The organism is Rhodococcoides fascians NBRC 12155 = LMG 3623 (genome assembly GCF_001894785.1).
GTDB classification, from domain to species: Bacteria; Actinomycetota; Actinomycetes; order Mycobacteriales; family Mycobacteriaceae; genus Rhodococcoides; species Rhodococcoides fascians.
Window position 1 is genome coordinate 25,808 of the sequence record NZ_BCWW01000013.1, and the last position, 20,791, is coordinate 46,598.

At 65.3% G+C, this 20,791-nt stretch carries 21 protein-coding genes; 5 read left to right on the top strand and 16 right to left on the bottom strand.

Annotation, left to right across the window (positions count from 1 at the left end; translation table 11 throughout):
• Positions 1-10: 10 nt before the first annotated feature.
• The 16 genes from RFA01S_RS23215 to RFA01S_RS27915 are packed head-to-tail and all read right to left on the bottom strand — an operon-like array spanning position 11 to position 16,075.
• Positions 11-559, bottom strand: coding sequence for a hypothetical protein (locus RFA01S_RS23215; protein WP_052060486.1), 549 nt, complete (start codon positions 557-559; stop codon positions 11-13).
• Positions 556-1,239: a hypothetical protein gene (locus tag RFA01S_RS23220; protein WP_032406415.1), complete on the bottom strand. Its 684-nt coding sequence runs from the start codon at positions 1,237-1,239 to the stop codon at positions 556-558. The genes RFA01S_RS23215 and RFA01S_RS23220 overlap by 4 nt, the downstream gene beginning before the upstream one ends.
• Before the next feature lie 42 nt (positions 1,240-1,281).
• Positions 1,282-2,904: a M23 family metallopeptidase gene (locus RFA01S_RS23225; protein WP_032406416.1), complete on the bottom strand. Its 1,623-nt coding sequence runs from the start codon at positions 2,902-2,904 to the stop codon at positions 1,282-1,284.
• A gap of 4 nt (positions 2,905-2,908) precedes the next feature.
• A complete protein-coding gene (locus RFA01S_RS23230) occupies positions 2,909-3,178 on the bottom strand; it encodes a hypothetical protein (RefSeq protein ID WP_032406417.1) in 270 nt (89 codons plus the stop codon).
• Between the two features lies 1 nt (position 3,179).
• The gene (locus RFA01S_RS23235; RefSeq protein WP_052060487.1) at positions 3,180-4,955 is read right to left on the bottom strand and encodes a putative type IV secretion/conjugal transfer ATPase; all 1,776 of its coding nucleotides are present in this window, start codon (positions 4,953-4,955) and stop codon (positions 3,180-3,182) included.
• Between the two features lies 1 nt (position 4,956).
• Positions 4,957-6,474: an SCO6880 family protein gene (locus RFA01S_RS23240; protein WP_052058295.1), complete on the bottom strand. Its 1,518-nt coding sequence runs from the start codon at positions 6,472-6,474 to the stop codon at positions 4,957-4,959.
• Positions 6,471-8,267 (bottom strand): hypothetical protein, encoded by a 1,797-nt coding sequence (locus tag RFA01S_RS28025; RefSeq protein ID WP_176580241.1) that lies wholly within the window; start codon positions 8,265-8,267, stop codon positions 6,471-6,473. Before RFA01S_RS28025 ends, RFA01S_RS23240 begins: the two co-directional genes overlap by 4 nt.
• Positions 8,261-9,142 carry a DUF8175 domain-containg protein gene (locus RFA01S_RS23250; RefSeq protein ID WP_052060488.1) on the bottom strand — a complete coding sequence of 294 codons (882 nt, stop codon included), beginning with the start codon at positions 9,140-9,142 and terminating at the stop codon, positions 8,261-8,263. Before RFA01S_RS23250 ends, RFA01S_RS28025 begins: the two co-directional genes overlap by 7 nt.
• Positions 9,139-9,771 carry a DUF8175 domain-containg protein gene (locus RFA01S_RS23255; RefSeq protein WP_032406419.1) on the bottom strand — a complete coding sequence of 211 codons (633 nt, stop codon included), beginning with the start codon at positions 9,769-9,771 and terminating at the stop codon, positions 9,139-9,141. Before RFA01S_RS23255 ends, RFA01S_RS23250 begins: the two co-directional genes overlap by 4 nt.
• Positions 9,772-9,797: 26 nt before the next feature.
• The gene (locus tag RFA01S_RS23260; RefSeq protein WP_139278523.1) at positions 9,798-10,067 is read right to left on the bottom strand and encodes a hypothetical protein; all 270 of its coding nucleotides are present in this window, start codon (positions 10,065-10,067) and stop codon (positions 9,798-9,800) included.
• The gene (locus RFA01S_RS23265) at positions 10,064-10,357 is read right to left on the bottom strand and encodes a hypothetical protein (RefSeq protein ID WP_052058297.1); all 294 of its coding nucleotides are present in this window, start codon (positions 10,355-10,357) and stop codon (positions 10,064-10,066) included. Before RFA01S_RS23265 ends, RFA01S_RS23260 begins: the two co-directional genes overlap by 4 nt.
• 14 nt (positions 10,358-10,371) lie before the next feature.
• Entirely contained in the window at positions 10,372-11,013 is a 642-nt protein-coding gene (locus RFA01S_RS23270) for a hypothetical protein (protein ID WP_072692215.1), read from the bottom strand.
• Entirely contained in the window at positions 11,010-12,149 is a 1,140-nt protein-coding gene (locus RFA01S_RS23275; RefSeq protein ID WP_081371413.1) for a MinD/ParA family ATP-binding protein, read from the bottom strand. The genes RFA01S_RS23270 and RFA01S_RS23275 overlap by 4 nt, the downstream gene beginning before the upstream one ends.
• A gap of 25 nt (positions 12,150-12,174) precedes the next feature.
• Positions 12,175-13,914, bottom strand: coding sequence for a cutinase family protein (locus RFA01S_RS23280; protein WP_052060490.1), 1,740 nt, complete (start codon positions 13,912-13,914; stop codon positions 12,175-12,177).
• Positions 13,914-14,744 carry a DUF8176 domain-containing protein gene (locus tag RFA01S_RS23285; protein WP_052060491.1) on the bottom strand — a complete coding sequence of 277 codons (831 nt, stop codon included), beginning with the start codon at positions 14,742-14,744 and terminating at the stop codon, positions 13,914-13,916. Before RFA01S_RS23285 ends, RFA01S_RS23280 begins: the two co-directional genes overlap by 1 nt.
• Before the next feature lie 59 nt (positions 14,745-14,803).
• The gene (locus RFA01S_RS27915; RefSeq protein ID WP_155290478.1) at positions 14,804-16,075 is read right to left on the bottom strand and encodes a hypothetical protein; all 1,272 of its coding nucleotides are present in this window, start codon (positions 16,073-16,075) and stop codon (positions 14,804-14,806) included.
• Between the two features lie 1,049 nt (positions 16,076-17,124).
• On the opposite strand from RFA01S_RS27915, the gene RFA01S_RS28580 reads away from it, so the two are divergent.
• The 5 genes from RFA01S_RS28580 to RFA01S_RS23320 all read left to right on the top strand — a co-directional run bounded on the left by RFA01S_RS28580 (position 17,125) and on the right by RFA01S_RS23320 (position 20,766).
• Positions 17,125-17,568, top strand: a complete 444-nt coding sequence (locus RFA01S_RS28580; RefSeq protein WP_032406423.1) for a helix-turn-helix domain-containing protein — start codon at positions 17,125-17,127, stop codon at positions 17,566-17,568.
• Between the two features lie 415 nt (positions 17,569-17,983).
• Positions 17,984-18,550 carry a hypothetical protein gene (locus RFA01S_RS23305; RefSeq protein ID WP_139278524.1) on the top strand — a complete coding sequence of 189 codons (567 nt, stop codon included), beginning with the start codon at positions 17,984-17,986 and terminating at the stop codon, positions 18,548-18,550.
• An 18-nt stretch (positions 18,551-18,568) separates the two neighbouring features.
• Positions 18,569-19,012: a hypothetical protein gene (locus RFA01S_RS23310; RefSeq protein ID WP_032406424.1), complete on the top strand. Its 444-nt coding sequence runs from the start codon at positions 18,569-18,571 to the stop codon at positions 19,010-19,012.
• A gap of 48 nt (positions 19,013-19,060) precedes the next feature.
• Positions 19,061-19,576: a hypothetical protein gene (locus tag RFA01S_RS23315; protein WP_072692217.1), complete on the top strand. Its 516-nt coding sequence runs from the start codon at positions 19,061-19,063 to the stop codon at positions 19,574-19,576.
• Positions 19,573-20,766 (top strand): MAB_1171c family putative transporter, encoded by a 1,194-nt coding sequence (locus RFA01S_RS23320; RefSeq protein ID WP_306437492.1) that lies wholly within the window; start codon positions 19,573-19,575, stop codon positions 20,764-20,766. Before RFA01S_RS23315 ends, RFA01S_RS23320 begins: the two co-directional genes overlap by 4 nt.
• Positions 20,767-20,791: the final 25 nt, after the last annotated feature.

A 20,791-nucleotide genomic window follows, 5' to 3' on the forward strand; every position in this document is an offset into this window, starting at 1 on the left:
ATCGACGTCCTCATTTCGGTGCCAAGTTGTATTCGGTCAGTTGCCATGTTTCGGAGTTCTTTTCGACGACGGCCCGGACGCGGTAGTCGCTGTAGGGGGTGGTACTTCCGTCGCGGTGTAGGACGGTCTGGGTGAGGGCGACGTCGAGTACCTGCCGGCTATCGGAGGCGGTGATCGGCTCGCCCGATTGTGCTGTGGCAGTGACGATGTCCCCGGAGTCGCGCCATCCCGCCCACTGCGGTAGCGGCCGGACCCCGGTGGCGGCCGGTTGTGTGGCGTCGGCGGCGAGCGGACCGCCGAGCCAGCGCTGCGCTCGTCCGACAGCGGCAGCGGGGGAGGGGTCGATGGCCGGTTGCCACGAGAACATCGCCGCCAGTGCAGCTTCGGCGACGGCGTCCGGATCGGAGCCGCGGTCGTCGTCGAGGTGCACGTGGGCGTCGGTGGCCGGGTCGTGGCTCTCGTCGGTGCCACTGAACTTGACGAGGGTGACCACAGCGGCGGCGACAACCACGACGAATACCAACACCGCGCTGACCGCGATGAGCTGCCCGCGTTTCATCCTGCGATCCGTTCGTCGTCGACGACGAGGGTGGTCAGGTTCGTCTCTCGCCACGACTTGTAGCCGTTCTCGCGGCACCACTCCGCCGCCGGGTTGTCCTGGTCGATTTCGACACTCACGTGCACGCGGCCACGCAGCGCGGTTCGCTCCAGGGCCGGGTCGTCGGCCGCGACTTCGTGGTTGAGCACGTGCAGGATCAGCCGGACCGCCTCGACGTCTAGTTCCTCGCGGGCCTGACCTGCGACGAACACCGCGTGCTGCGCCACCGACCGGTCGGCCGAGACCTGATCACCGTTGCGGTAGAGCTTGTCGTCGGGGTGAAAGGTGTTGTAGGTGACGACGGCACCTTCGGGTCCGCAGATCGCGAACGAGGACACCTCGTCGTCGGCCGCGGTCCACAGCTCGAGTACCGGGCCATCGGCTGCGGCCGCAGCGATCTGCTCTCTGCGCTGGGCGTAGGCCTGCTCGCGCAGTGCGTCGTAGTCGATCCCGAGCTGTTTGGACAGTTCGGTCTTGAACTTCGGGAACAGGCCTGGGACGGCGAGGTCGTGCTCTTTCGCCCATGTGTAGAGCTCGCCGTGGGTCTCGAGCGCGCGGAGGTCGTCGAGGTGTTCCTTGACTGCCTTCTTCGCGGTCTCCCATTCGGCGACCGAGTTGTGGGTGCTGCGTCGTTTGGCCATTTCGGGTATCTCCTTGGTTGTCGTGTCGGTCGGTGTGTGTGCTCAGGCGATCGAGGCGAATTCGGTGGCGTACTGCTGGATCAGGTCGGCGTAGGGGCGGGTCTGGTTGACGTAGTCCGGTGAGCCGGTGGGGAATCCGCCGGAGGACTGGACCGCGCCGAAACCTGCGTTGTAGGCGGCGAGATACAGCTCGAGCGGGCCGTTGGGGGCCGAGATGGACCCGTTGGCGATCCCGGCGTCGACCTGGCCTGCGATCTCGCACATGTAGCGGCCTTGGGCCATAACTGCGTCTCCGATGTCGTAAGGGGAGACCGAGCCGTTGCCGTCGTCGTCGCGCCCGTAGCCGGGCCAGGTGCCGGGCATGAACTGCGCCGCTCCTTCGGCTCCGTCCGGGCTGACAGCGCGCGGGTTGAAGCCCGATTCCTGCTTGAGCTGTCCGGCGATGACGGGCGGGCGGATCTGCGGGCAGGTGTTGCCGGCCCTGATCACCCACGGCTCGAACTCCGGGGGCACTTTCCCGGGTGCGAGATCGGCTTCGCCGCCGCTCGCAGCCGGATTGACCCCGCACGGGGTCGGGACCGCCCCTGGGCTGCCTGCTGCGCCCGGTGCCGGGCCGTAGTTGGTCAGAGCGTCGGGCATCCCGCCGCCGACGGTGGTGACGTGGACGTGGTCGAAGTGATTCTGTGTGGGGGAGCCGCGGTCCTCCATCTGGTTCGAGGAGCCGTCGGCCGGGATGTAGGTCTGGCGCCAGATGATGTACTCGATGTGCAGCTCGGTCTTGTTTGCCATCAGGTACTCCACGACCCGATCGCCGAGCTCCTTGCCGGCCCCGGTGTCGTAGTCCGGGATCATGATGTCCGCGGCCCGGCCGCTGGGGTGATCGTCGTAGGTGTCGTACGGCCGCCACCCACCGATCGTTTTGATCTCGGGGAACTTCTGCGCGACCGATCGGGCTACGCGAACCGTGTCGACCTGCCAGTGCTCTTCGGACCCGACGGACGGCGGTAGAGGCGGGAGGTCGCCGCCGGGGGCAGGTGTTGTCGGTGACGGCGACGGAGTGGCCGGGCTCCCGGCGGGGGCGTCGGGCTCGGACGCTGCGGCGATCCACGGGGCCGGGTCGACGGCTTCGCCGGCGTCGTGGCCGCCTTGCCAGATCTCGAAGTGCAGGTGCGCACCGCCCGGTCCAGGTGGTGAGACTTCGCCGTTGTAGCCGACTTTCGCGATTTCCTGGCCTGCGTGGACCTGCTGGCCGGGGGTCACCTCGAGGTCGTCGGGAAACATGTGGCCGTAGACGCTCGAGATGATCTGTCCGTCGATGTTGTGGTCGATGACGATCCACTGCCCGAACCCCGTTGCCGGTCCGGCCTTGGACACCACACCGTCGGCGGTGGCGTAGATCGGTTCGCCTGCAGCCGATCCGAAGTCCTGGCCCTTGTGCATGGTGCCCCAGCGAGGACCGAATCCGGACGTCAACTGGTAGGTGCCGTCCTTCATCGGCTTGACCTTGGTGCCGGCAGGGAACGTCGCGGTCGGTGCGCCGCCGGGCAGGCAGTCCCCGACTTTGGGTTCGTCGTCGTCGGGGAAGATCAGCAGCACCAGCGCCAGGATCAGGGCGAGGAACAGGGCGACGCCGACCAACGTCCCCTTGCTGGCGGTGCTTTTCAACGGTTCAGATCCTTTCGCGGCCGAGAGCGCGTTGCAGGATGGCCACTTGGTCGCGGAGCTCGCGGACGGCCAGTTCGGTGTCTGCGGGGAATTGGGTGGTGCGTGCTGCGCCGCGTTCGTTGCGCACCCAGTTACGCAGGGTGGTCACCGGGATCTGCAGTGCGGCAGCGACAGCGACGACGGCCTCTTCGCGTGAGGACGCGGTTTTCATCTGCTCACTGACCAGCGCGAGGCACTTGTCCCTGAATTCGGTGGTGTAGAACCGTTTGGCCATCTCACGCGACCTCGTCGTAGTCGTCTTCGAGGTCGTCGCCGACGAAGGTGAATCGGTGGTTGGTGTCGTGGACACCGGATTCGATCTCCGACGGCATGAGCACGGTCCGGAACGGAATACCCGGTGCGCCTTGCTCACCGAGTTTGACGATGAACTTGCCCTGCCCGGGTGGAGCGCTCAGAGCGCCTGCCTCGCCGGTCAACGCTTTCGGGGACGACCAGGAGGTGATGTCGGCGATTTCGGTGTCGGTGAACGGTTTGATGTCGGATAGTCGGGTCATCTCCTTACGTGGCAATGCACCCACCACCAGCACTCCGGCGCGTTCGACCAGGCCTTTGGCGGTCGCGACGTCTTCGGGGTTGGGGAGGGATTCGAGGTCGCTGATGGTGTGGGTGCACATCAACAGCGCGGTGCCCCAGGCCCGGTTCAGGCGAGTCAGTTCGTCGACGCGGTCGACCATGCCGACGCCCGCGCGCAGGACCTGCCACATCTCGTCGAGGACGACCAGGAAGTTCCGGCGCGGCCCGCATCCGGCGTCGGCCAGGTAGTGGGCGGCGTCGGTGGCGGCGAAGCCGTGCTCCCAGCAGGCGAGCAGCACTGCGCCTTTGAGGGTTTTGTCGGCGGTTCCGATGCCGGAGACGTCGACGCAGACAGCAGCGGCGTTGATGTCGATCGGCACGGTGGTCTGGCCGCAGAACACCTCACCGAACTCACCGTCGATCAGGGCGTTGAGGGTGCGCCGCAGTGTCTTCGAGTCGGCGCGGTAGTCGGCGTCGGTGTCGGATTTGAATGCCCGCCGTACCGGGTCGGGGCCTTCCTCGAGGACGTCGGCGAGGTCGGAGAGCAGCGGTTGGACGTCGCCGGTGAAGCGTTCCTCGAGGAGACGGATCGCGGCACCGAGGGCGGAGATCTCGAAGTCGTCGATCGGGGCGTTGCCGCGGGTGACCTGTAGCAATGTCTTGACCCGGCGCACCCGGTCGCCGGCGATGCGTTTGCGCACCAGGGCCGCGGTTTTGTCGGCGGCGTCGGTGCCGGCGGCATCGAGGGTCGCCAGGATCTGGGCGAGAGGTCCCATGTCGAGGGGGTTGATCTGCCCGCGGCCCAGGCCGAGGTCGATGATCTGGCCTCGATCGCCGAGGGCTTCGACGAGTTTGCGGTAGTCGGGCCGCATGTCGCCCATGATCAGGGTGGACACTCCGGCGTAGATCAGTCCGAGGATGATCTTGCGGGCCAGCGTCGATTTACCGAAGCCGGGCAGGCCGAGCAGCATCATCGAGGGCTGTTGGAGGAATCGGGCGCGGGTCATCCATGAGAGCGGGTCGAAGCACACCGGTGCGCCGGTGTAGAGGTGCACACCGAGTGGGACGCCGACGATCGGCGCTCCGGCCCCGACCGGGAACGGCCACATACCGGCTGCTTGCAGTGTGGTGGCGCGGAATTCGGTCAGGGGTAGGACGGGTCCGGCTTTGCCGCCGCCGCGTCCGGACAGGCCCATGTGGTTGCCGCGCAGGGTCTCTGCGTCGCGGCTGTGCCCCACGGTCTTGGACCGCGCTGCAGCGTCACGTCCGAGATGCAGGCGTGCGCGCCAGGAGACGGCGATGTTCTTCGATTCGGCGGCGCGTTCGAGTTCGCGGCGTTCGTTGTCGTCGAGTACGGCCACCGGTGCGGAATCGATGCTCTCGCAGTGTTGTTCGCGCTGACGTTGCGCAGCGGTGCGGTTGAGGTCGCGGTGGGAGGCGGTACTGGCGGCGCGTCTCCAGGGGCGTTTGATGCTCATTTCATGCTCCCAGCTTCTTTGCGACGTTCTTGGTGTGCGAGGGCATGAGGACGCCGACGCCGAGGGTCGCGGCGAATCCGGTGTCCTGGGTGAACCACAAGCGCTGCAGGCGAAGTGAGGATCGGGTGCCGAGATCTTTGGTGACCGAATCGGCCTTGGGTCGGTCTTCGCCTTCGGGTGTCGTCACGGTCACCAACAGTCCGATCATGGTCAGACCGTGTCCGTGGCCCTGTTCTTCGAGCTGGTCCTCGACACTCTTCAGTCGTTGCTGCGCCTCGAAACTGGGGCCTTTCTTGCCGAGGTTGTTCACACCGCTGTTGGCGTGTTTGAGGTCGCGGCCGATGATGGTCGCCGCTTCGGCCGGCGAGTGGGGGCGGTAGCAGATGGCCACGCGCTTGCGCAGGACGTCCGGGTTGGGGTCGAGCAGTGGTCGCAGCACGGTCTCGACGAAGGCGTTCTTCGGTCGTTCGGCCATTTCCCATGTCGTGGAGTAGCAGCCGTCGTGGAAGAGGTTGGAGATGTTCGCTTTCTGAGCTTGAGGGCCGGCGTCCTCCCAGCCCAGATCGTGCCCGCCCTTCATTTCCGAGAGTTCGAGATCGTCCAATGCGGCCGGGGTGTAGGCGTGTTTGACGAACGAGACGATCTCGTCCGAGGCGAGCAGTCGCGGGTTGAGCTGTGCTTCGTTGAGCACGGTCAGGACACCGCCGATTCGGCGTGCCAGTTCCTTGATCTGCTCGCCCGGGTCCTTTCGTCGGCTCGCGGTCGCGGCCCGGTAGGTGATGGCCACCCGTGCCCACAGTCGCGGTGTGCCGGTGGCGAGGTATTCCGCGGACTCGAGCATCATGCGTGCGGGGAGTTCTCCGCCGTAGAAACCGTCTTCGTGGGCCATCGACCGCACTTCGCGGCGGAGCCGGTTGCCGGACTCGGGGCCGTTCTCGATCACGACGGTGACACCGTCGACGTCGCCGGTCTGGGAGATGAAGTTGACCGCCGCACCCCAGGAGAACACCGAATTGTCGACTGCGTCCTGGTCGATGGCTTCGTTGCCCTGGGGCCAGCATTCGATGACGATGGTGAATTGGTGGGTCTTGGGCATCTCGATGACCCCGAACTTCTGCCGGGACTGATGTTGGACCCAGCCGTCGTGCAGGACGCTGTCGTAGAGCACGCCGGGCAGGCGGTTGGTGCCGCCGGGAACGCGGGAGAAACGTCCGGAGAGGTACAAGTTCTCGCCTTTCGACAGGTGGATCAGCCACTGCACGGACAGGGCGATCCACTGGTAATAGGTTTTGCGTTGGAACCGCAGAATCAGCGGTAGCGCGGTGATGGCCATGACGCCGATGAAGGCGAGGGCGTAGAGCTTGTTGTCGGCGATCGAGAGCACGCCGACACCCATCAGGGCGCAGCCGAAGAGGTAGACGCTTGCGGCGATGTTCAGGCCCAGTAGGAACGATTCCTTCGGGACGGGGCCGATCACGTAGGTCTGGCGGCGACGCATGGGTGCGCTGGTGGTGCTCACTTCATGACCTCGTTCGTTGCGAAGGGACGGCCCGGAACATCGCCGGCGATGTCTTGGGCCATGGAGTCGAGGGAGTGACTGCCGCGCGAGATCCCGGCGCGGGCGGACTGGACGCCTCCCGAGATCGACGGGATCCGCCGCCCGCCGCTGCGGCCTGCGAAGCTGCCCCGCGAGGGGCCGGTGCCAGCGCTCGATGTACGACTGCGAGCCCCACCGCCACCGCCACCGCGGCCGCCACCGCCGCCACCGCCGCCGCCACCGCCGCCTCCGGTTCCCGGGGCTTTGCCGCCGTAGCCGCCCTGGCTGCGGGTGACCACGCCCCCGGCCGATTTGGCTGCGCGGGCCGCGCCCATGACGGCGGCGCTGGTTCCGCCGCTCATGGCGGCCATGCCCAGGGCTGCTCCACCTGCGGCCATGCCGGCCAATGCCATCGGGCTACCGGAGGAGGCGCTCGAGACGTTCAGCACCCTCAGTAGCGCCGGAAGTGCCACTGCCGCAACGGTGAGCAGAATCAGGCCTTGAAGCTTGGTGACGTCGGAGCTGGGGTCTGCGGCCCAGAACGCGGTGGCCATGATCGCGGCCGACGCGGGCTTGAAGAGGATGAACGCGATTGCCCAGTTGCGCATCTTTTCGTAGGACTGCGAACCCATCTCTGTTCCCGATGCTGCCGCGGCGACGGGCAGGACACCGACGATGACCATCAGGAACGCCATGCGGACCACCAGCAGCACGACCTGGACCAGTGCGCCGAGCATTCCGAACAGAGCGATCAGCAGAACCCAGCCCGGTCCCCAGGTCGAGGTGTCGTCGATCATCATCGCTTGGACTTTGGTGCCGAGGTCGTTGCCGCCCGATTCGCTGAGCAACCACAAGCTGATGCCGTCCGAGACCTGGATGGCCAGGCCGATGGCCACACCGAACAGCGACATCGAGGTGATAGTCCGGACGAAGGTACGCACGAGATCCATTGCCGCGGCGTTCTCGTTTCCGGACTGTGCCAGGGCGACGCGGATGCAAGCGACGAAGATCGAAATGACCAGCACCGCACCCTGAATGGGGAGCATGTATGTCTGGAGGACCGTGAGGTAGTTCGCGTCCGACAAGGCCGGTGAGGGTGTGGTGAACCACCAGTTGATCATCGTGCCCCAGCCATCGGCGACGCCGGCGATGAGAGATTTGACGTTCTTCCCGAACGCCGAGTCCCACATCTTCTGCAGCGCATCGCCGGGATGAGAGACGACGTTAGCGAGCTTGCAGACCTGTTCCGAAGGGTTGGCGAAGATCTTGCGCAGTGCGCCCGAGACGCTGGCCCACGATCCCGTGTCCTGCGTCATCGACTCGCACTTTTGGTCGAACCCGAACGTTCCTTCTCCTGGTGCGCCGTTGCCGATTTCGGGCAATGCGGGTGCCTGGGGTGCTTCGGTGGGTCCGCCTTCGGGGACGGCGTAGGTCACCGTGGGGCACGTCTGCGTCGATTGTCCGCCGCCCAGTGGGACCGTGATGCAGGTCAGCTCTCGTTGGACCATCGTGTACCCCGCGGGCAACGGCTTGGGTGTCGTACCTCCGAGACCGCCGAGGGTGATCGATCCTGCGGGAAGGTTGTTCGCCTTCAGATCGTCCGCACCGACGAGCTCGTAGCCCTGCGGTGCGGCCGGAATCGCAGGGCCGGTGGTCTCCTGCGCGGATGCCGGCTGAGCCAACGCGCCTATCAGCGATGCGGCCGCGATGAGTACGACCAGCGCGGCGAGGACAGCGTGGACGATCCGTCCGGCGCGTAGCCGCATCGTCACCATGGGGTCCACCCGCTCAGAGAGGTCGCGGTGCCGGAGAGATCGCCGAGCTGCTCGGGGAAAGTCAGCTTCCAGTCGCCGTCGACCCAGGTGGCCGTCAACCTGGTGGTCAACCACTGCGCGGTGCCGTTGTCCGCTTTCTGTGCGGGACTGGCAGTTTCGATGACGGCGAGATCGGGGGCGTAGTCGAGGATCCGGAACGCGTCGGACTTGGTCTGGTAGCTCAGGGCAGCGTCGGTGGCACCGCGATGGAACGGGCCTTCGGCGTCGAGCTGCGCGTACAGCTCGCTGCGCTGTGCCGCGGTCATGATGGTCTGGTTGTCGTAGATCCCGCGTGCGGTCTCGTTGTTCGCTGACCCCAGGCGCAGCGCGATCTGCACGGCCGCCAGGGCGGCCCCTTGTGGAGTGTGAGCGAATCCGCTGGCGGTCAGACCTTTTACGGTGGACGGGCCGTCCGAGGTGGAGAACGGGACGATCGCTCCGTCGTTGACCTTCTGCCAGCTCACTCCCGCGGGAGCGGGCACCGGTACGGCCGGGTTGTAGGGGCCGTAGTCGACAGGTGACTGCGGCAGTGCCCACCCGCCGGGCCATTTCGGGACGTCGACCCGGCGGCCGAGACGGTCGACGGTCGGGGTTGCCAGCCCTTGCATCGCGCCGTCGGTGTTCGGGACGGCCGTGGGGCCGGTGGAGGGAGGCGCGGTGACCGTCGGTCGAGGCGTCTGGGCGGTCGGCGACTCGTCGTCGGAGTCGCCGCTCACTCGAAGGACGACCGCGACGACGGCGCAGATCACGATGATCGCAACGACGAGCATCGCCGCGCCGGTCAATATGCGGTGCTCTTTGGCGGGCTTGTCGGCTCCGGGGGTTCCGGTACTCATGATGCCGCCGCGAATTCGGTGAAACCGGCGGTGTCGGTGAGTGTTTCGGGCTCGGGGATGTCGTCGGGTGCAGGCAGCAGTAGCTTCCAGTCCTCTCCCGACCAGACCAGGGTGTGGGTGGTGGCCATGAGCGCACCGTCGGGGCGCTCGACCGCCAGTCGAACTACAGCCCGGGTGTCGGTGAAGTCGGTGACCTCGAAGCCCTGCAGGTGTGCTTCGGTTCCCTCCGGTGCCGGATCGGTGATGGAGACCTGTGCGCGGTTGACGGCGTAGGTGTCGCGGCCGACGCCGGGTGCTGCGACCGCATTGACCACTTCGGGCCAGGAGTTGTCCGGTGCCAGACGCAGTCTGGTGATTCCTTGTGCTGCGGCCAGGACCGCGCCCTGAGGCGTCGGGGTGTAGCCGGTTGCGATGTCGCCGGCCACCTCACGCGGACCGTCCGTGCTCGAGGTCGGCAGGGAGGCACCCCGCCAGCTCTGCCACTGCACGTCGGCAGGCGCGGCCGAGGTATCGACGGCGGCTGCGCTCGTCGAGGTTGTCGTGGTGTCGGATGTGGGTTCGGCGGATCCGCATCCGGACAAGGCCAGGACCGCGGCGACGGTGGCTGCGGCGATGAGGTGGCGTTTCATATGAAGGGTCTCCGATTCGAATTGCGTTATGAGAGGGCGAAGCCCGCGAGTGCGCCCGCCGAGCTTGCGGCGATCGCGGCGGCACAGATCCACAGGATCTTTCGGACGGTCCGGTTCAAGGGTGTCGAGGTGGCGAAGTGCCACCACAACATCCCGGCGGCGACGATCAGTGACGTCACCAGTACTGCTCCGACGATCCACATTCCGTAGCCCAGAAGTTGATCGAGTGGTCCGGTGACTTCGGGTGGGAGTGGTTGCGACGGTGGTGCCGGTTGGGCGAGCGGTGTCACGCTCACGTCATCACCCAGGTGATCCATGACGCTGCGAGCGACATGATCAACGCGCCGATCACAGCGCCGATGACGATCTTGATGCCTTTACCCCTCATCGCTCCGTCGCCGGCGGCATGGTCGAACCACATCACCCCGCCGCCGACGATGATTCCCAGGACGGCACCGGCGGTCAGAATCCACAGGGCGACGCCGATCATGCGCCATATCCGGTCGCCTCCGGGCGGGGGTACGGGATCGGGCTGCGGGACGGCCAGGATGGTGGTGTGGACTGCGTCGAATGTGTTGATCAGCATGGTGTTTCGCTCTCTTATGGGTTGGTCTGAAGGATCGAGATGATGGTGGTGCGGATGGCGTCGGCAACGTCCGCGACCTCGCGCGGTACGGCTCGGTCGGGCGGTTCGCGTTTGCGTCCGGTGGGAATGGGATCTCCGGGAGTCCAGAACGGGAGCTCGTCGGGTGTCAGTTCGTTCCAGGTGTCGATCCACGGGATTCGCCAGTGATGGTCGTCGACGAGCCCCGCGACCACTTCGAGGCGTTGGCGCAGCTCGCTTTTGAGTCGGCTCGGTGATGCTGCGACGGTGACGAGCCCGACCAGAGTGGTTGCGCCGCCGTAGCCGGACAGATGCTGCGTGAGCAGATCGTGAGCTCGGGTGATTCCCCATGCGGATTCACGGGCGACCACCACGACGAAGGGTGATTCCTGCTCGAAGCCGGCCGGGAACGCGCCCATCGCATCGCCGGCGATCGACCACGAGGCGGTCAGCATCGACACTCCGGCTCCTCCGTGGCCACCGACGAGCCACCACGAGGGCACAGCCCGGTCGGTGGGTGCGTAGACCGGCTCGGGCCAGACGTCGATGCACCGCTCTGCAGGCGGCGGGGTGATCAACCCGTGTGAGCGTCCCGGCTCCCGGGAGTCGTCGGCGGCCGCCCATGCCGTGGCGCTCACAGTGCCGGCCCCTGTGCTTGGTTTCGGTTCTGCCATCCGGCGGCGAAGTCCGTGGCCACCAGCTGAGCGAGATCGCGATACGCCGCCCGTGTCGCGGGAAGCAGCCGATCCCAGTAGATTTCCGCGCCCTCGTCCAGATGCGGATCGAACGGGATGGTCACCACTGCGCGGACGCGGTCACCGAAGTACTCCTGTAGCTGGTGGTCGGTCAACGGTGTCTTCGAGCTGCTCGACATCCGGGAGACGACGATCACGCACCGCTGCACCAGGTGCGAGTAGTGATGGGCGTCCAACCAATCGAGCAGCGCGTTGGTTCTGGTGACCGCCGAGACGTCGAGCTTGGTGGGCGCGATCAGAGAGTCGGTCAGGTCGAGCACTCCCGCCATCGCGGGGTGGGTGATGCCGGTGCCGCAATCGGACAGCAGCACCTGGAAGTGGTCTTGGAGGATCTCGATCACGCGCCGGTAGTCGTTCTCGCTCAGCGCTTCCGAACGCTCCGGATCATCGTGTGAGGCGAGAACTTGCAGACCGGTCTCGGCTTCGAGGGTGTGTTGGCGTACGTCCGCGTAGCGATCGGTACGCGGGGCGGCGAGCAGGTCGTAGATCGTCGGTGGATGCTCGGTGCGGGGCGCGATCGCTGCGATGCGTTCGGCGAGGACACCGGCATCGGGGTTGGCGTCTATGGCCAACACCCGATCGGTGCGCACGTCCGCGAAAGCGTGGCCCAGCACGACCGAGACGGTCGACTTTCCCACTCCACCTTTGAGCCCTGCCACGGTGATCTTGTGATCGGTGCGCACCGGGGCGGCGATCTGCGCGTCGAGCTCACGTGCACGTTTGTCCGCGGGCGACTCGCCGGCGTTGATCGTGCGCAGAGACAACGCGTAGAGGGCGCGTCGCCACCCCGATGTCGGAGCAGCTCGGACACCGTCGATCTCCAACGCGGACGCCGTCGGGGGGCGCGGCGGCTGCGTTCTGTCGCCGCGCCCCAACATCACCACCGCGGTGGTGTTGCGGTCCAGATCGATTTGCCCGAACGCCGGTCGTGGGCCGACCGGTGTGGACGTCGTGTCGACGTCGTCGATGTCGGGACTCGTCCGATCGGCCATCAGGCCGTCTTTCCAGTCTGTGCTCATCGGGTGGTCCTTACTGGGGTCGCCATCAGTTGGACGGGGTCAGCCACGAGGAGTCGTCGGGAGCGGCAGCGGGGAACTCCATCGGGAACGCATCGCCCGATGGGGCCGACGACGTGGTCGCAGTACTCGTGCTGTCGGCGTCGGTGGCCGTCTGCGGGGTGTAGGTCGGCGTCGTCAGCGTCGACGAGGACTCGGCCCAGGGATCGAAGGCGGTGGAGGTCGAGGCCGGTTGTGCGCCGACCTGGAACTGAAGACCGGGAAGGCCTTGGTAGGAGCCCTGCCCGTCGACGGGAACGGTTCGTGCGAAGGCGTCCTTGTCCGCAGCGGGGGCGGTCGATCCGCTTTCGAGATCCTTGACCAGCGCGGTGATCCAGTCCGAGGCGAAGCTCAGCCAGGTTCCGCCCGACGGTGTGACCGCATCACGTTGGTAGGACTCGTGATTGGCGCGCACCGCCCAGTACTTGACGTCGGTGGCCATCTTGATCAGGCCCTTGTTGTCTGTGAGTTCGTTCTGCACGATCTTCGACACGGCCGTGGTCGTCTTGTCGGTGATGTTCGCCGGAACCAGCTGCAGAGCAGCCTCGGCTGCTTTGGCTCCCAGTAACGCCAGGGCTGCCGGCGGATTGGTCAGGCCGACGGTGGCCAGTTGCGCGATGTTGTCCATCGTCAGGACTTTTTTGGCGAACGTGACTGCGGTGTTGATTCCGATGCCGAGGACTTTGTCGATCGCGGCGAAAGCATCGACCTGGTGTGTCGGGTTGGAGGCATCGGCGGCGCGGTTGCTCAGGGAATCTCCCGGCCGGTAGTCCAGGCCGCGGGTGGTGCCGTCGCTGCTGGTGATGTCTTCGTTGACGACGTCGACGCCCATCTTGAGCGCGGTGGTGCCCATGACCTGCGCGGCCGACCACAGCACCCCGATGGGATCTTGGGCGTCGAGGTTCATCTGGCCGCTGACGTTGGTCACCAGACGGGCCAGCGGGGCGTCGGCGGGTGTATCGCAGGCGATGTCGCCGCTCGCGCAGGCCGATGCGACTCGGCCGGTCAGGGACCCGAACGAGGCCGGGGTCTGCGCGGCGAGAGGTGCGATGCCGCCTCCGTCGGACGGCGGTGTGGGCAGCGTTTCGAGCTTGGTCACCTCCGCGCCGCGGGTACCGGGTGCAGGTGCGGGGTGTTCCTGGGAAGGTGCACCGGGGAAGACGCCGTCGCCCTGCTTACGAGTGGGATCGGAGTAGAGCATTCCCATCGCGACCCGTGCGGGCGGGATCGGACCTTGGCCAGCGCCGATCAGCCGGAGCAGCTCCGAGGCAACTCCCGCGCCCTGCGAGTACCCCAGCAGCCCGAACTTGGTGTTCGGGCAGCGAGCGGCTTCGTCGGCGATGATCTTCGAGGCGTTCTCGACTCCGCGCGCGGCCGAGTCCTTGTACGAGGTTCCGGTGAAGCCGTAGTCGGCCGGGTACGGCACGTAGGTGCGGTCGAACTTGTCCGAGGTGGTTCCACCGAACTCGGCCAGGACCGGAAGGATCGCCGCCGACAGCGTGCCCGAGTCCTGCTTGGGCATGGACCCTTCGGTGGACTCGGTGGTGCCCTGCGTGACGACGACGTGCAGCAGCGCGCACGGAGCGTTGGTGGTGGAGTCGGCCGAGGGGGACGTGGTGTCGGGGGGCGTGGTGGTCGGTTGCGCTGCAGCCTGGGTCCCTGCGCTCACTGTGATCGCGACGGACCCCAGTAGAGCCATCGCGACGTAGGTGGATCGGTTGGCCTTCATCAGTTCTCCGTTTCGGTGATGTCGACGATCGAGGTGATGAGGGTCCGATCACCGTCGGTTCGTGTTCGTACGATCTGGGTCCACGTCACCGGCTCTGCGCCCGGGACGGCATGGGTGAGGTAGACGGTGTATTCGTCGGGGCCTCTCGGGGTGATGCGCAGGCAGTGCGTGGTCTCGGACGGGAAGGTGTCGATTCCGGCGCTCTGCAACAGTTCTGGGCTGCCGACTGCGGCGTCGGGGGTGGTGAACGCACGCGCGGCGGCTCCGCTGCGCTTGACGTAGTAGGCGTAGTCGAAGCCGAGGATCGCGTCCGGGCCCGAACCGAACCCGCCCGGTCCGGCACCGGTGACTTCGCTACTGGTCCTGGACTCGACACACGGCGGCGGCGCGGCCGGGGCCGGGGTGGTGGACGTGGGCGGCTCGGTTGTGGTCGCGGGTGCCTCCGGGGTGGTGAGCATCGACGACATTCCGGCCGCGAACGATGCCTGGTCGTTGGAGTCGGGGGACAACACCCACGACACGGCACCTATGGCCACACCCAGCAGCAGGCTGGCCGCGGCGAGTGAGCCCCAAATCGCCAGCCGAGAGCGCCGGCCGCGCTTGTTCTGCGGGATCGGACGCGGTACCGGTTTCGGCACCGGCTTCGGTGAAAGACCTGCGACCGCAGCCTCTCGGCTGGTGTGTGCCGGTGGGGCCTCGCTCGCCGGCCGCGGAGGAGCGGCCGGAGTGCGCGGGTCAGGCGTGCTCGGTGTGTCGGTCAGTGTGGCTCGCTCCCACGGTTTGCTTCCTGGACGGGAGGTGCCGGGACTGCGATCAGACAGCGATGCCATGGCTGCTGCTCACTCCTTCTGGTCGACGAAACGCTGGAACACCGAGCACGCCTGCTCCTCTAGACGGGCTGGCTGGTGGTCAGGGCCTGCCACGCCGCATTGGCCTGCGCGAGGGCCGGACCCGCAGCGGCTACCGCGTCCGCGACGGCGGGCTGTTCGACGACCGTCGAGGCGAAGCCCGCCGCCGCGTTAGCGGCTGGTGCAACCCACGTGCCTGCGTCGCTGACGGCCTTTTCGACGACCGGAGCAGCATTCTGAACGGCGGTGTTCGTCTGAGCGACCAGGTCCGGTCCCGCCTCCGTCGCCAGTGGTGCCGGGGTGACCGGAACTGGGCTGGTGGCCGGCGGTGCGGGTGCCGCATCGACAGCGGGAGCGGGTGCAGGCTCCTCGATCGTCGCCGCTTCGCCGCCGGCGGCCGCGCCGCCGATCAGAGCACCGGCTGCAGCACCGACCGCGGTGGTCGCCGCGACGATCGGTGCCGAAACCGCCGCTCCGACACCGGCTCCAGCGAGTGCCGCTGCACCGGGGACGAAGACGTAGCCGACCGGGCCGGCCCAGACGATCGCCGGAGTCAGGACGGGGGTTGCGGCCACGCCGAGTCCGGCACCGATGGCCGCGCCGCCGGCGGTGATCGCTGCGCCGGGGACAAGTCCGACACCGAGTCCGACAAGGCCGCCCGTCACGGCACCGGCAGCGGTACCGGCGGCGATACGGTCAGCTCGCGGGGCGGTCGCAAGGCCGTTGTCTACGAGGAGGTTTCCGCCGTCTGCCTGGATGGCCTGGAAGGTGTTCGAGACCTGGCGGGCGAAGACACGGTCGACGCCGTCGGGGATTCGATACGGGGTCGCGCCGATCAGGACGGAGTCGTCATCGACCTCGATCGGCACGATCGTCGGCCGCTTGACCGTCGGCACCGGCGCTGGTGCCGGTACCGGTGCGGGAGCGACGGTCTCGGGACTATCGCTGATGCCGGGGCCCTGGATCGGTGCCGGGCTGCTCTCGTAGACGACCGGTTCGGAGTAGTAGGTGGTGTCGTAGGAGGGCCGCTGTCGACCTGCGTTGTAGTCGTCGACGGTGCGCGTCTCGGAGTAGTCGTAGATCGGGCTGTAGCCGGCGATGTACGAGTCCTCGGGAGCGGGCGGGGCGGGTGCCGGAGCGGGCTGGGTCACACCGGGCTGCTGGCCCGGCGCAACGGACACACCCGGCTGACCCGGTGCAGCCTGAGCGACACCGGCGCACGCGATGCACAATGCAATGGGGATGGCGCATGCAGCGGCGATCCGCGTCGAGGTACGCCGATGCCGACCCCCACTACCAGTCGATCTGAACATTTCTTCACCTTTCATTGACGAACAATGCGTTTGGGTTACAGCGAGTAGATCCAAGAAGGGAGCTGGTGCTCTCGGCCCGTCCTCGATTGGTTGTCAACCAATCATGCTGAACAGCAGTGTGATTCAGGTTCTAACCTCGTAGCTCCGCCGACGTGCGATTGGGAGTGCGGGTGATGCCGAAGGTTTGCGGGTCCGATCACCCACACCACCACTCGCTTTCGGCATCAGGAGGCGAACTGCGATGAGAGGGAGTTCAGAAAGAGAATCCACTGAAGGAAGAACGGCACCTGTCTAATCCTTTCTCTGAGAGGGGGTTACGGGATTCTGGTGATGTCCCGGCGGGGCCGCGCAGCACCGAACATGATGAAATGCGCTTACTGCGCGACCCTCGCGCCGGTCCATCGGTCGAGCTGCAGGGCGTCGGGGAGCTCCTGTAGCTCACGACTGGGTGTCAGAGATGACCCCAATCGAGATTGAGGGCCAGATCAGGCCGCATCGCCGAAGTTGAGAGGGCAGGCGCGGAACATGGTCGTCGAACCGTCCACGGGTACACGGAACGTCGGATCACCGTCGGTCCACTCGCCCATGAGATCGCCAGTCTCTTCGCACAAAAGCGCGTGAGTGGAATGCGGTGCGGAGCCAAGAGAGCACACGGCGAGACCGAGAACCCGGTCGTTCACTGCGCCGCACCGGCTCTGCTGCTTACGCACGGACACCGCGGGTGTTTCGAGGATGGTTGAGTTGCTCGACAGCACAGTTGCGCTCCGTTTCCGGGGCGCTCTCCTAGGCGACGTCCGATAGGCTGTAAATGCCCATGTGGACGCGACTAAGTCGCACCCCTGTCTGCTGGGTCGGCCCTCGTGGATGCGCTTTGCGGACGCCAATCAGCTACGCGCACCACGGGGGTTCTTCTTTGGTCGGGTCGTGTGCTAAACCTTACTTGGAGCGTCCGGTTTAAACAACCCGTGGTAACCAATCTGTTTAATCACTGCATCATGTGCTACCAGGAATAGGCGGGTGACATTGTGAGTCACCGTGGAGTACCAGCGATGAAGCGCCGCCTCCGCGGCTTCGATCCGAGCCGCCTGCGGGACGCCCGAGCGAGGGCGCGACTCAGTGGCGCGGAGGTTGCCAGGCGAAGCGGCATCGGTGCATCGACCTACTCCCAGTGGGAGCAAGGGAAAGCCGATCCGGGCATTGCTGCGCTGTCGCGCTGCCTCGCAGTGCTGAATACTGCTGTGACTGACGTGGTGATCGTGGATCCGAGCGAGGAACACCTCGGAGACTTGCGAGTAGCTCGAGGCCTCACTCAGGGCGACCTCGCTGGACGAGTCAAGGTAAGCCCCCAGCACATCGGCGCACTCGAACGCGGACATGTAAAGCTGTCCGATGCAATGGCTCAGAAAATCGCGAGTGCTCTTGGTTTCGAGGTGTCGCGCGTGGTGGCCTCCTTTGATCGAGTTAGGAATCGACCGCCGGACGTCTTGCCCTGACGATCGCCTTCGATAGCTGGCCTTCATGTCGCATGCAGTGCAGTCCAGTGGCAGCTGAACGGGATCGACCTCGTCTGTAACGAGCCGGCCACCTTCCGGCTGCGAGACGTTCCGCAGCTGGAGTCTTGTCGATCCACGAAACACGACGCCCGATCGGAGCGCGTCGCCTTTCGTCATCACGCGTGGAACACTATGGCCCCCCCTGAGCGATGGGCAAGTAGAAGTCAATTTCGAATAAGTCACACCGCGCTGACCTGCCAATTTAGGCCAACTGCGTTTCTTTACCGCAATTCGATTATTGACCACATATTGACCTCGACCCTAGGATGGTTCAGTGACGCAAACGGGACACCCCCTCTGGTTTGCCACCTGCGTCAGCTCTCGCAGAAGGCAGCGGAACCTCACGATCGTTGGGTTGCGCGATGCCGGCGGCCCACCAAAACCCGTCGTGTTGATGGCAGAGCGCGGAGAGCTCAGTAACCCGCGGCCGAGTACCTTGCGAAAGTTCGATACAGGACTGAGTTGGAAACCGGGAAGCGCGGCGAATGTCTATTGGGAACGCGCCCAGCCAGTTGTTCTAGGCCGAGCACCGTACAAGTCCGGCACGGGCAATATTGCCGTCGGGCTCGACCCTCTAACTAAACTGCTCGCTGCTCAGCGGGACATTCACGGGAAAGTCGCCGGCCTGGAAAACCGCACATCAAGTCTGGATGACTTGAGGACGGCCCTTGGCCAGCTCGATGTTGCAGTTTCGGCCATCGCCGGGTCCTTCGTCACCGAGACGCTGGAACGCAACCACGGGCAGCACAACAAGGCAATCGATTCCGCCATTGCGGCGCTACTGGAGCTTCCTGTCAGTGACGACGATCCGGAGCGCGAGGAAAAACTGTATCGGCGTTGGCTTTACGGCAATGCCATAGACATAGACCAACCAACAGCCAAGCGATTTTCACGCCGGCTGAAAGACAGTCGAACCCGCTGACGAAGAACGGAAATGGATATGTCGAAGACGACCCCACCTCTCCACCTGAGAATCAACAAACTGTTCGAGGCAACTCACACGGCCGACGACCCGGAACTCAGCAATGCCGCGGTCGCCGAAGCGGTTTCTAGCTCCCTGGAGCGGCTGGTTCGCGACACGGAAATTGCGGCGTTACGTGCCGAGTCCGGTCTGCGATTCGTCGATAGCGACCTCGTCCAAGCTCTCGCCGCCTACTTCGAGGCTCCGACATCCTTTCTCGCGAACAAGTGGGACGCGGTTGCGGAGAGCTACGACCGCGAGCTGTCGGTACTGATCCATCTCCGTGAATCTGGGGTCCAGCTGCTCGCGATGCGTGACGGAGGCGAAATGAGCGCCGACGACCTCATGAACATCCTTCAACAGCTTCCTGAGCAGCAAGAACGCAGAGAAACTGATGCAGGCGGTACCAGGAGTAACGTGTAGCGGCGTTCGTTGTTTTTAAGTAACAAAGGTCGGAGGGAGTCGGGACCCGTGAGCCAGGAGAGTCAAATTCGTTCGGCTGTACGGCGTATCGCAGAGAACATGCCGTCAGACGAGCCGTGGTCGCGTCGTAGATTTATCGACCTTGTCGCGGAAGAGCGCAACCGGCCGATTGTTCTATGGCCAGTTGAGTCGGCACTCCTGAGCCGTGTAGGCCTGACCGGGACGCTTTGCGGCTTATGGGTTGCACGCAAGCAAGACGACTTCATCGTGTACGGGTCGGACGTGGCTGAGTATCAAGCAGATCAGGTGATCAGTCATGAGGTCGGGCATATGGTGCTATCTCATACTGGACTGCCTGAATCGCAGCACAGCAAGGCGATGCTCAGGGTGTTGTTGCCGCACATACCGGAGCGGACGATCGAAATTGCGCTGGGCCGCGACAGTTTCGAGGACGACCAGGAGGTCGCTGCCGAGTCCTTCGCAGACCGCATCATGGTCGAGGCAATGGTCAACCGGAATCGCCGCCAGTCGCCCCTGCGATCAACATTCTTCAGAGCGAAATGACGTCCCCCGTCCCGGCCTGGATCTCGTGGCCAATCATCGTACTAATGGCACTGACTTTGGTAGTGCGCGTCGCTTGGCTGAACTCGTCGTTCATCGATCGGCTCACTACGCGCTCGCTGATCATCGGATGGTTCGGCTTGGTTCTTCGAGAACGAGCGGTTCAGGATGCGATCAGGCACCTGCCCAAACCGCTCGGCGACGTCGCACTATTCCAGCAGCTCACCTTCTGTTGCATTGTCATGATCGTGATGGCTATCTACGGCATGTCCCGATTGTGGATCGGGGCTGACCCTTCCACCGTATGGAAGCGGCAACGGGTCTACGACGCGATCGGTCTGGCGCTCAGCGCTGTCATCTTGGTAGCCGGCACACCATCACGGAAGGCCGGTGAGCTGGTCGATCAGTACTTGGGGTGGCCAGCGGTTGTCTTGTGGACCGCCTTCTACGCCCCCATCCTGTATGTCGCCGTCGCTGTCATGCGGATCTTTCTCCGAGAAGCCCGGCACCCCGATACCGCAGTGCGGGAGAAGGCCCTCTACAGCTTGGCGATAGTGATTGCGCTCGGGCTCGCGGTCGTTGGTGTAAGCACCCCGATTCTCACGCTCCAAGAGGTCCTGACAGGTTCTGGGTCGGCTGACCCTGAGATGCATGTGAAGGCCCTGACTTACTTCCTCGCGGTCGCTGGATCGTTAATCATGGGTGCGGTTCCGGTTGCGGCAGTACTGCGGGCGAAGCTAGGGCAGGATCGAATCAGTAAGAATCTGAAAGAGATTGAGCTTCTTTGGCGCGACATGACAGATCTGTTTCCGGAGGTCAGACGGCCTGAGGCGAGACCAGAAACAGACAGTTTCGATGAAGCGGACCGTGACGAGGAGCTCCCCGACGCCGCGAGGAAACTACACCGCAGAATTATTGAGATTCACGATGCTGCACGCCGACTCAGCAAATGGAACGCAAGCCCATCGAACGACACACCTTCGACGGAACTCAAGGCCGAAAGGATCGCCGCCGAGCTCGAAAAGGCTTATGTCGCCAAGGTGTCGGGGCAAACACCCCCCGAACGCTACGACCTTTTGATGTTGCTGGCGCAGCGATCGGGGGCCTACGACCTCACCGCGACGAGCGATGAACTGGTCCACGTGGCCAGGGCTTGGCGCAAACTACGCCAACAGCAGACAGTACGGCCCTAACGGGCGTCTCTAGTGCTTGAACCAG

Excerpts from the sequence above, each read along its gene's own strand:
- RFA01S_RS27915 (WP_155290478.1), bottom strand. The coding sequence starts at position 16,075 with ATGTTCAGATCGACTGGTAGTGGGGGTCGGCATCGGCGTACCTCGACG.
- RFA01S_RS23280 (WP_052060490.1), bottom strand. The coding sequence starts at position 13,914 with ATGAAGGCCAACCGATCCACCTACGTCGCGATGGCTCTACTGGGGTCC.
- RFA01S_RS23320 (WP_306437492.1), top strand. The coding sequence starts at position 19,573 with ATGACGTCCCCCGTCCCGGCCTGGATCTCGTGGCCAATCATCGTACTA.
- RFA01S_RS23310 (WP_032406424.1), top strand. The coding sequence starts at position 18,569 with ATGTCGAAGACGACCCCACCTCTCCACCTGAGAATCAACAAACTGTTC.
- RFA01S_RS23275 (WP_081371413.1), bottom strand. The coding sequence starts at position 12,149 with ATGAGCACAGACTGGAAAGACGGCCTGATGGCCGATCGGACGAGTCCC.
- RFA01S_RS23265 (WP_052058297.1), bottom strand. The coding sequence starts at position 10,357 with ATGCTGATCAACACATTCGACGCAGTCCACACCACCATCCTGGCCGTC.
- RFA01S_RS23285 (WP_052060491.1), bottom strand. The coding sequence starts at position 14,744 with ATGGCATCGCTGTCTGATCGCAGTCCCGGCACCTCCCGTCCAGGAAGC.
- RFA01S_RS23215 (WP_052060486.1), bottom strand. The coding sequence starts at position 559 with ATGAAACGCGGGCAGCTCATCGCGGTCAGCGCGGTGTTGGTATTCGTC.
- RFA01S_RS28580 (WP_032406423.1), top strand. The coding sequence starts at position 17,125 with ATGAAGCGCCGCCTCCGCGGCTTCGATCCGAGCCGCCTGCGGGACGCC.
- RFA01S_RS23250 (WP_052060488.1), bottom strand. The coding sequence starts at position 9,142 with ATGAGTACCGGAACCCCCGGAGCCGACAAGCCCGCCAAAGAGCACCGC.
- RFA01S_RS28025 (WP_176580241.1), bottom strand. The coding sequence starts at position 8,267 with ATGGTGACGATGCGGCTACGCGCCGGACGGATCGTCCACGCTGTCCTC.
- RFA01S_RS23220 (WP_032406415.1), bottom strand. The coding sequence starts at position 1,239 with ATGGCCAAACGACGCAGCACCCACAACTCGGTCGCCGAATGGGAGACC.
- RFA01S_RS23235 (WP_052060487.1), bottom strand. The coding sequence starts at position 4,955 with ATGAGCATCAAACGCCCCTGGAGACGCGCCGCCAGTACCGCCTCCCAC.
- RFA01S_RS23255 (WP_032406419.1), bottom strand. The coding sequence starts at position 9,771 with ATGAAACGCCACCTCATCGCCGCAGCCACCGTCGCCGCGGTCCTGGCC.
- RFA01S_RS23230 (WP_032406417.1), bottom strand. The coding sequence starts at position 3,178 with ATGGCCAAACGGTTCTACACCACCGAATTCAGGGACAAGTGCCTCGCG.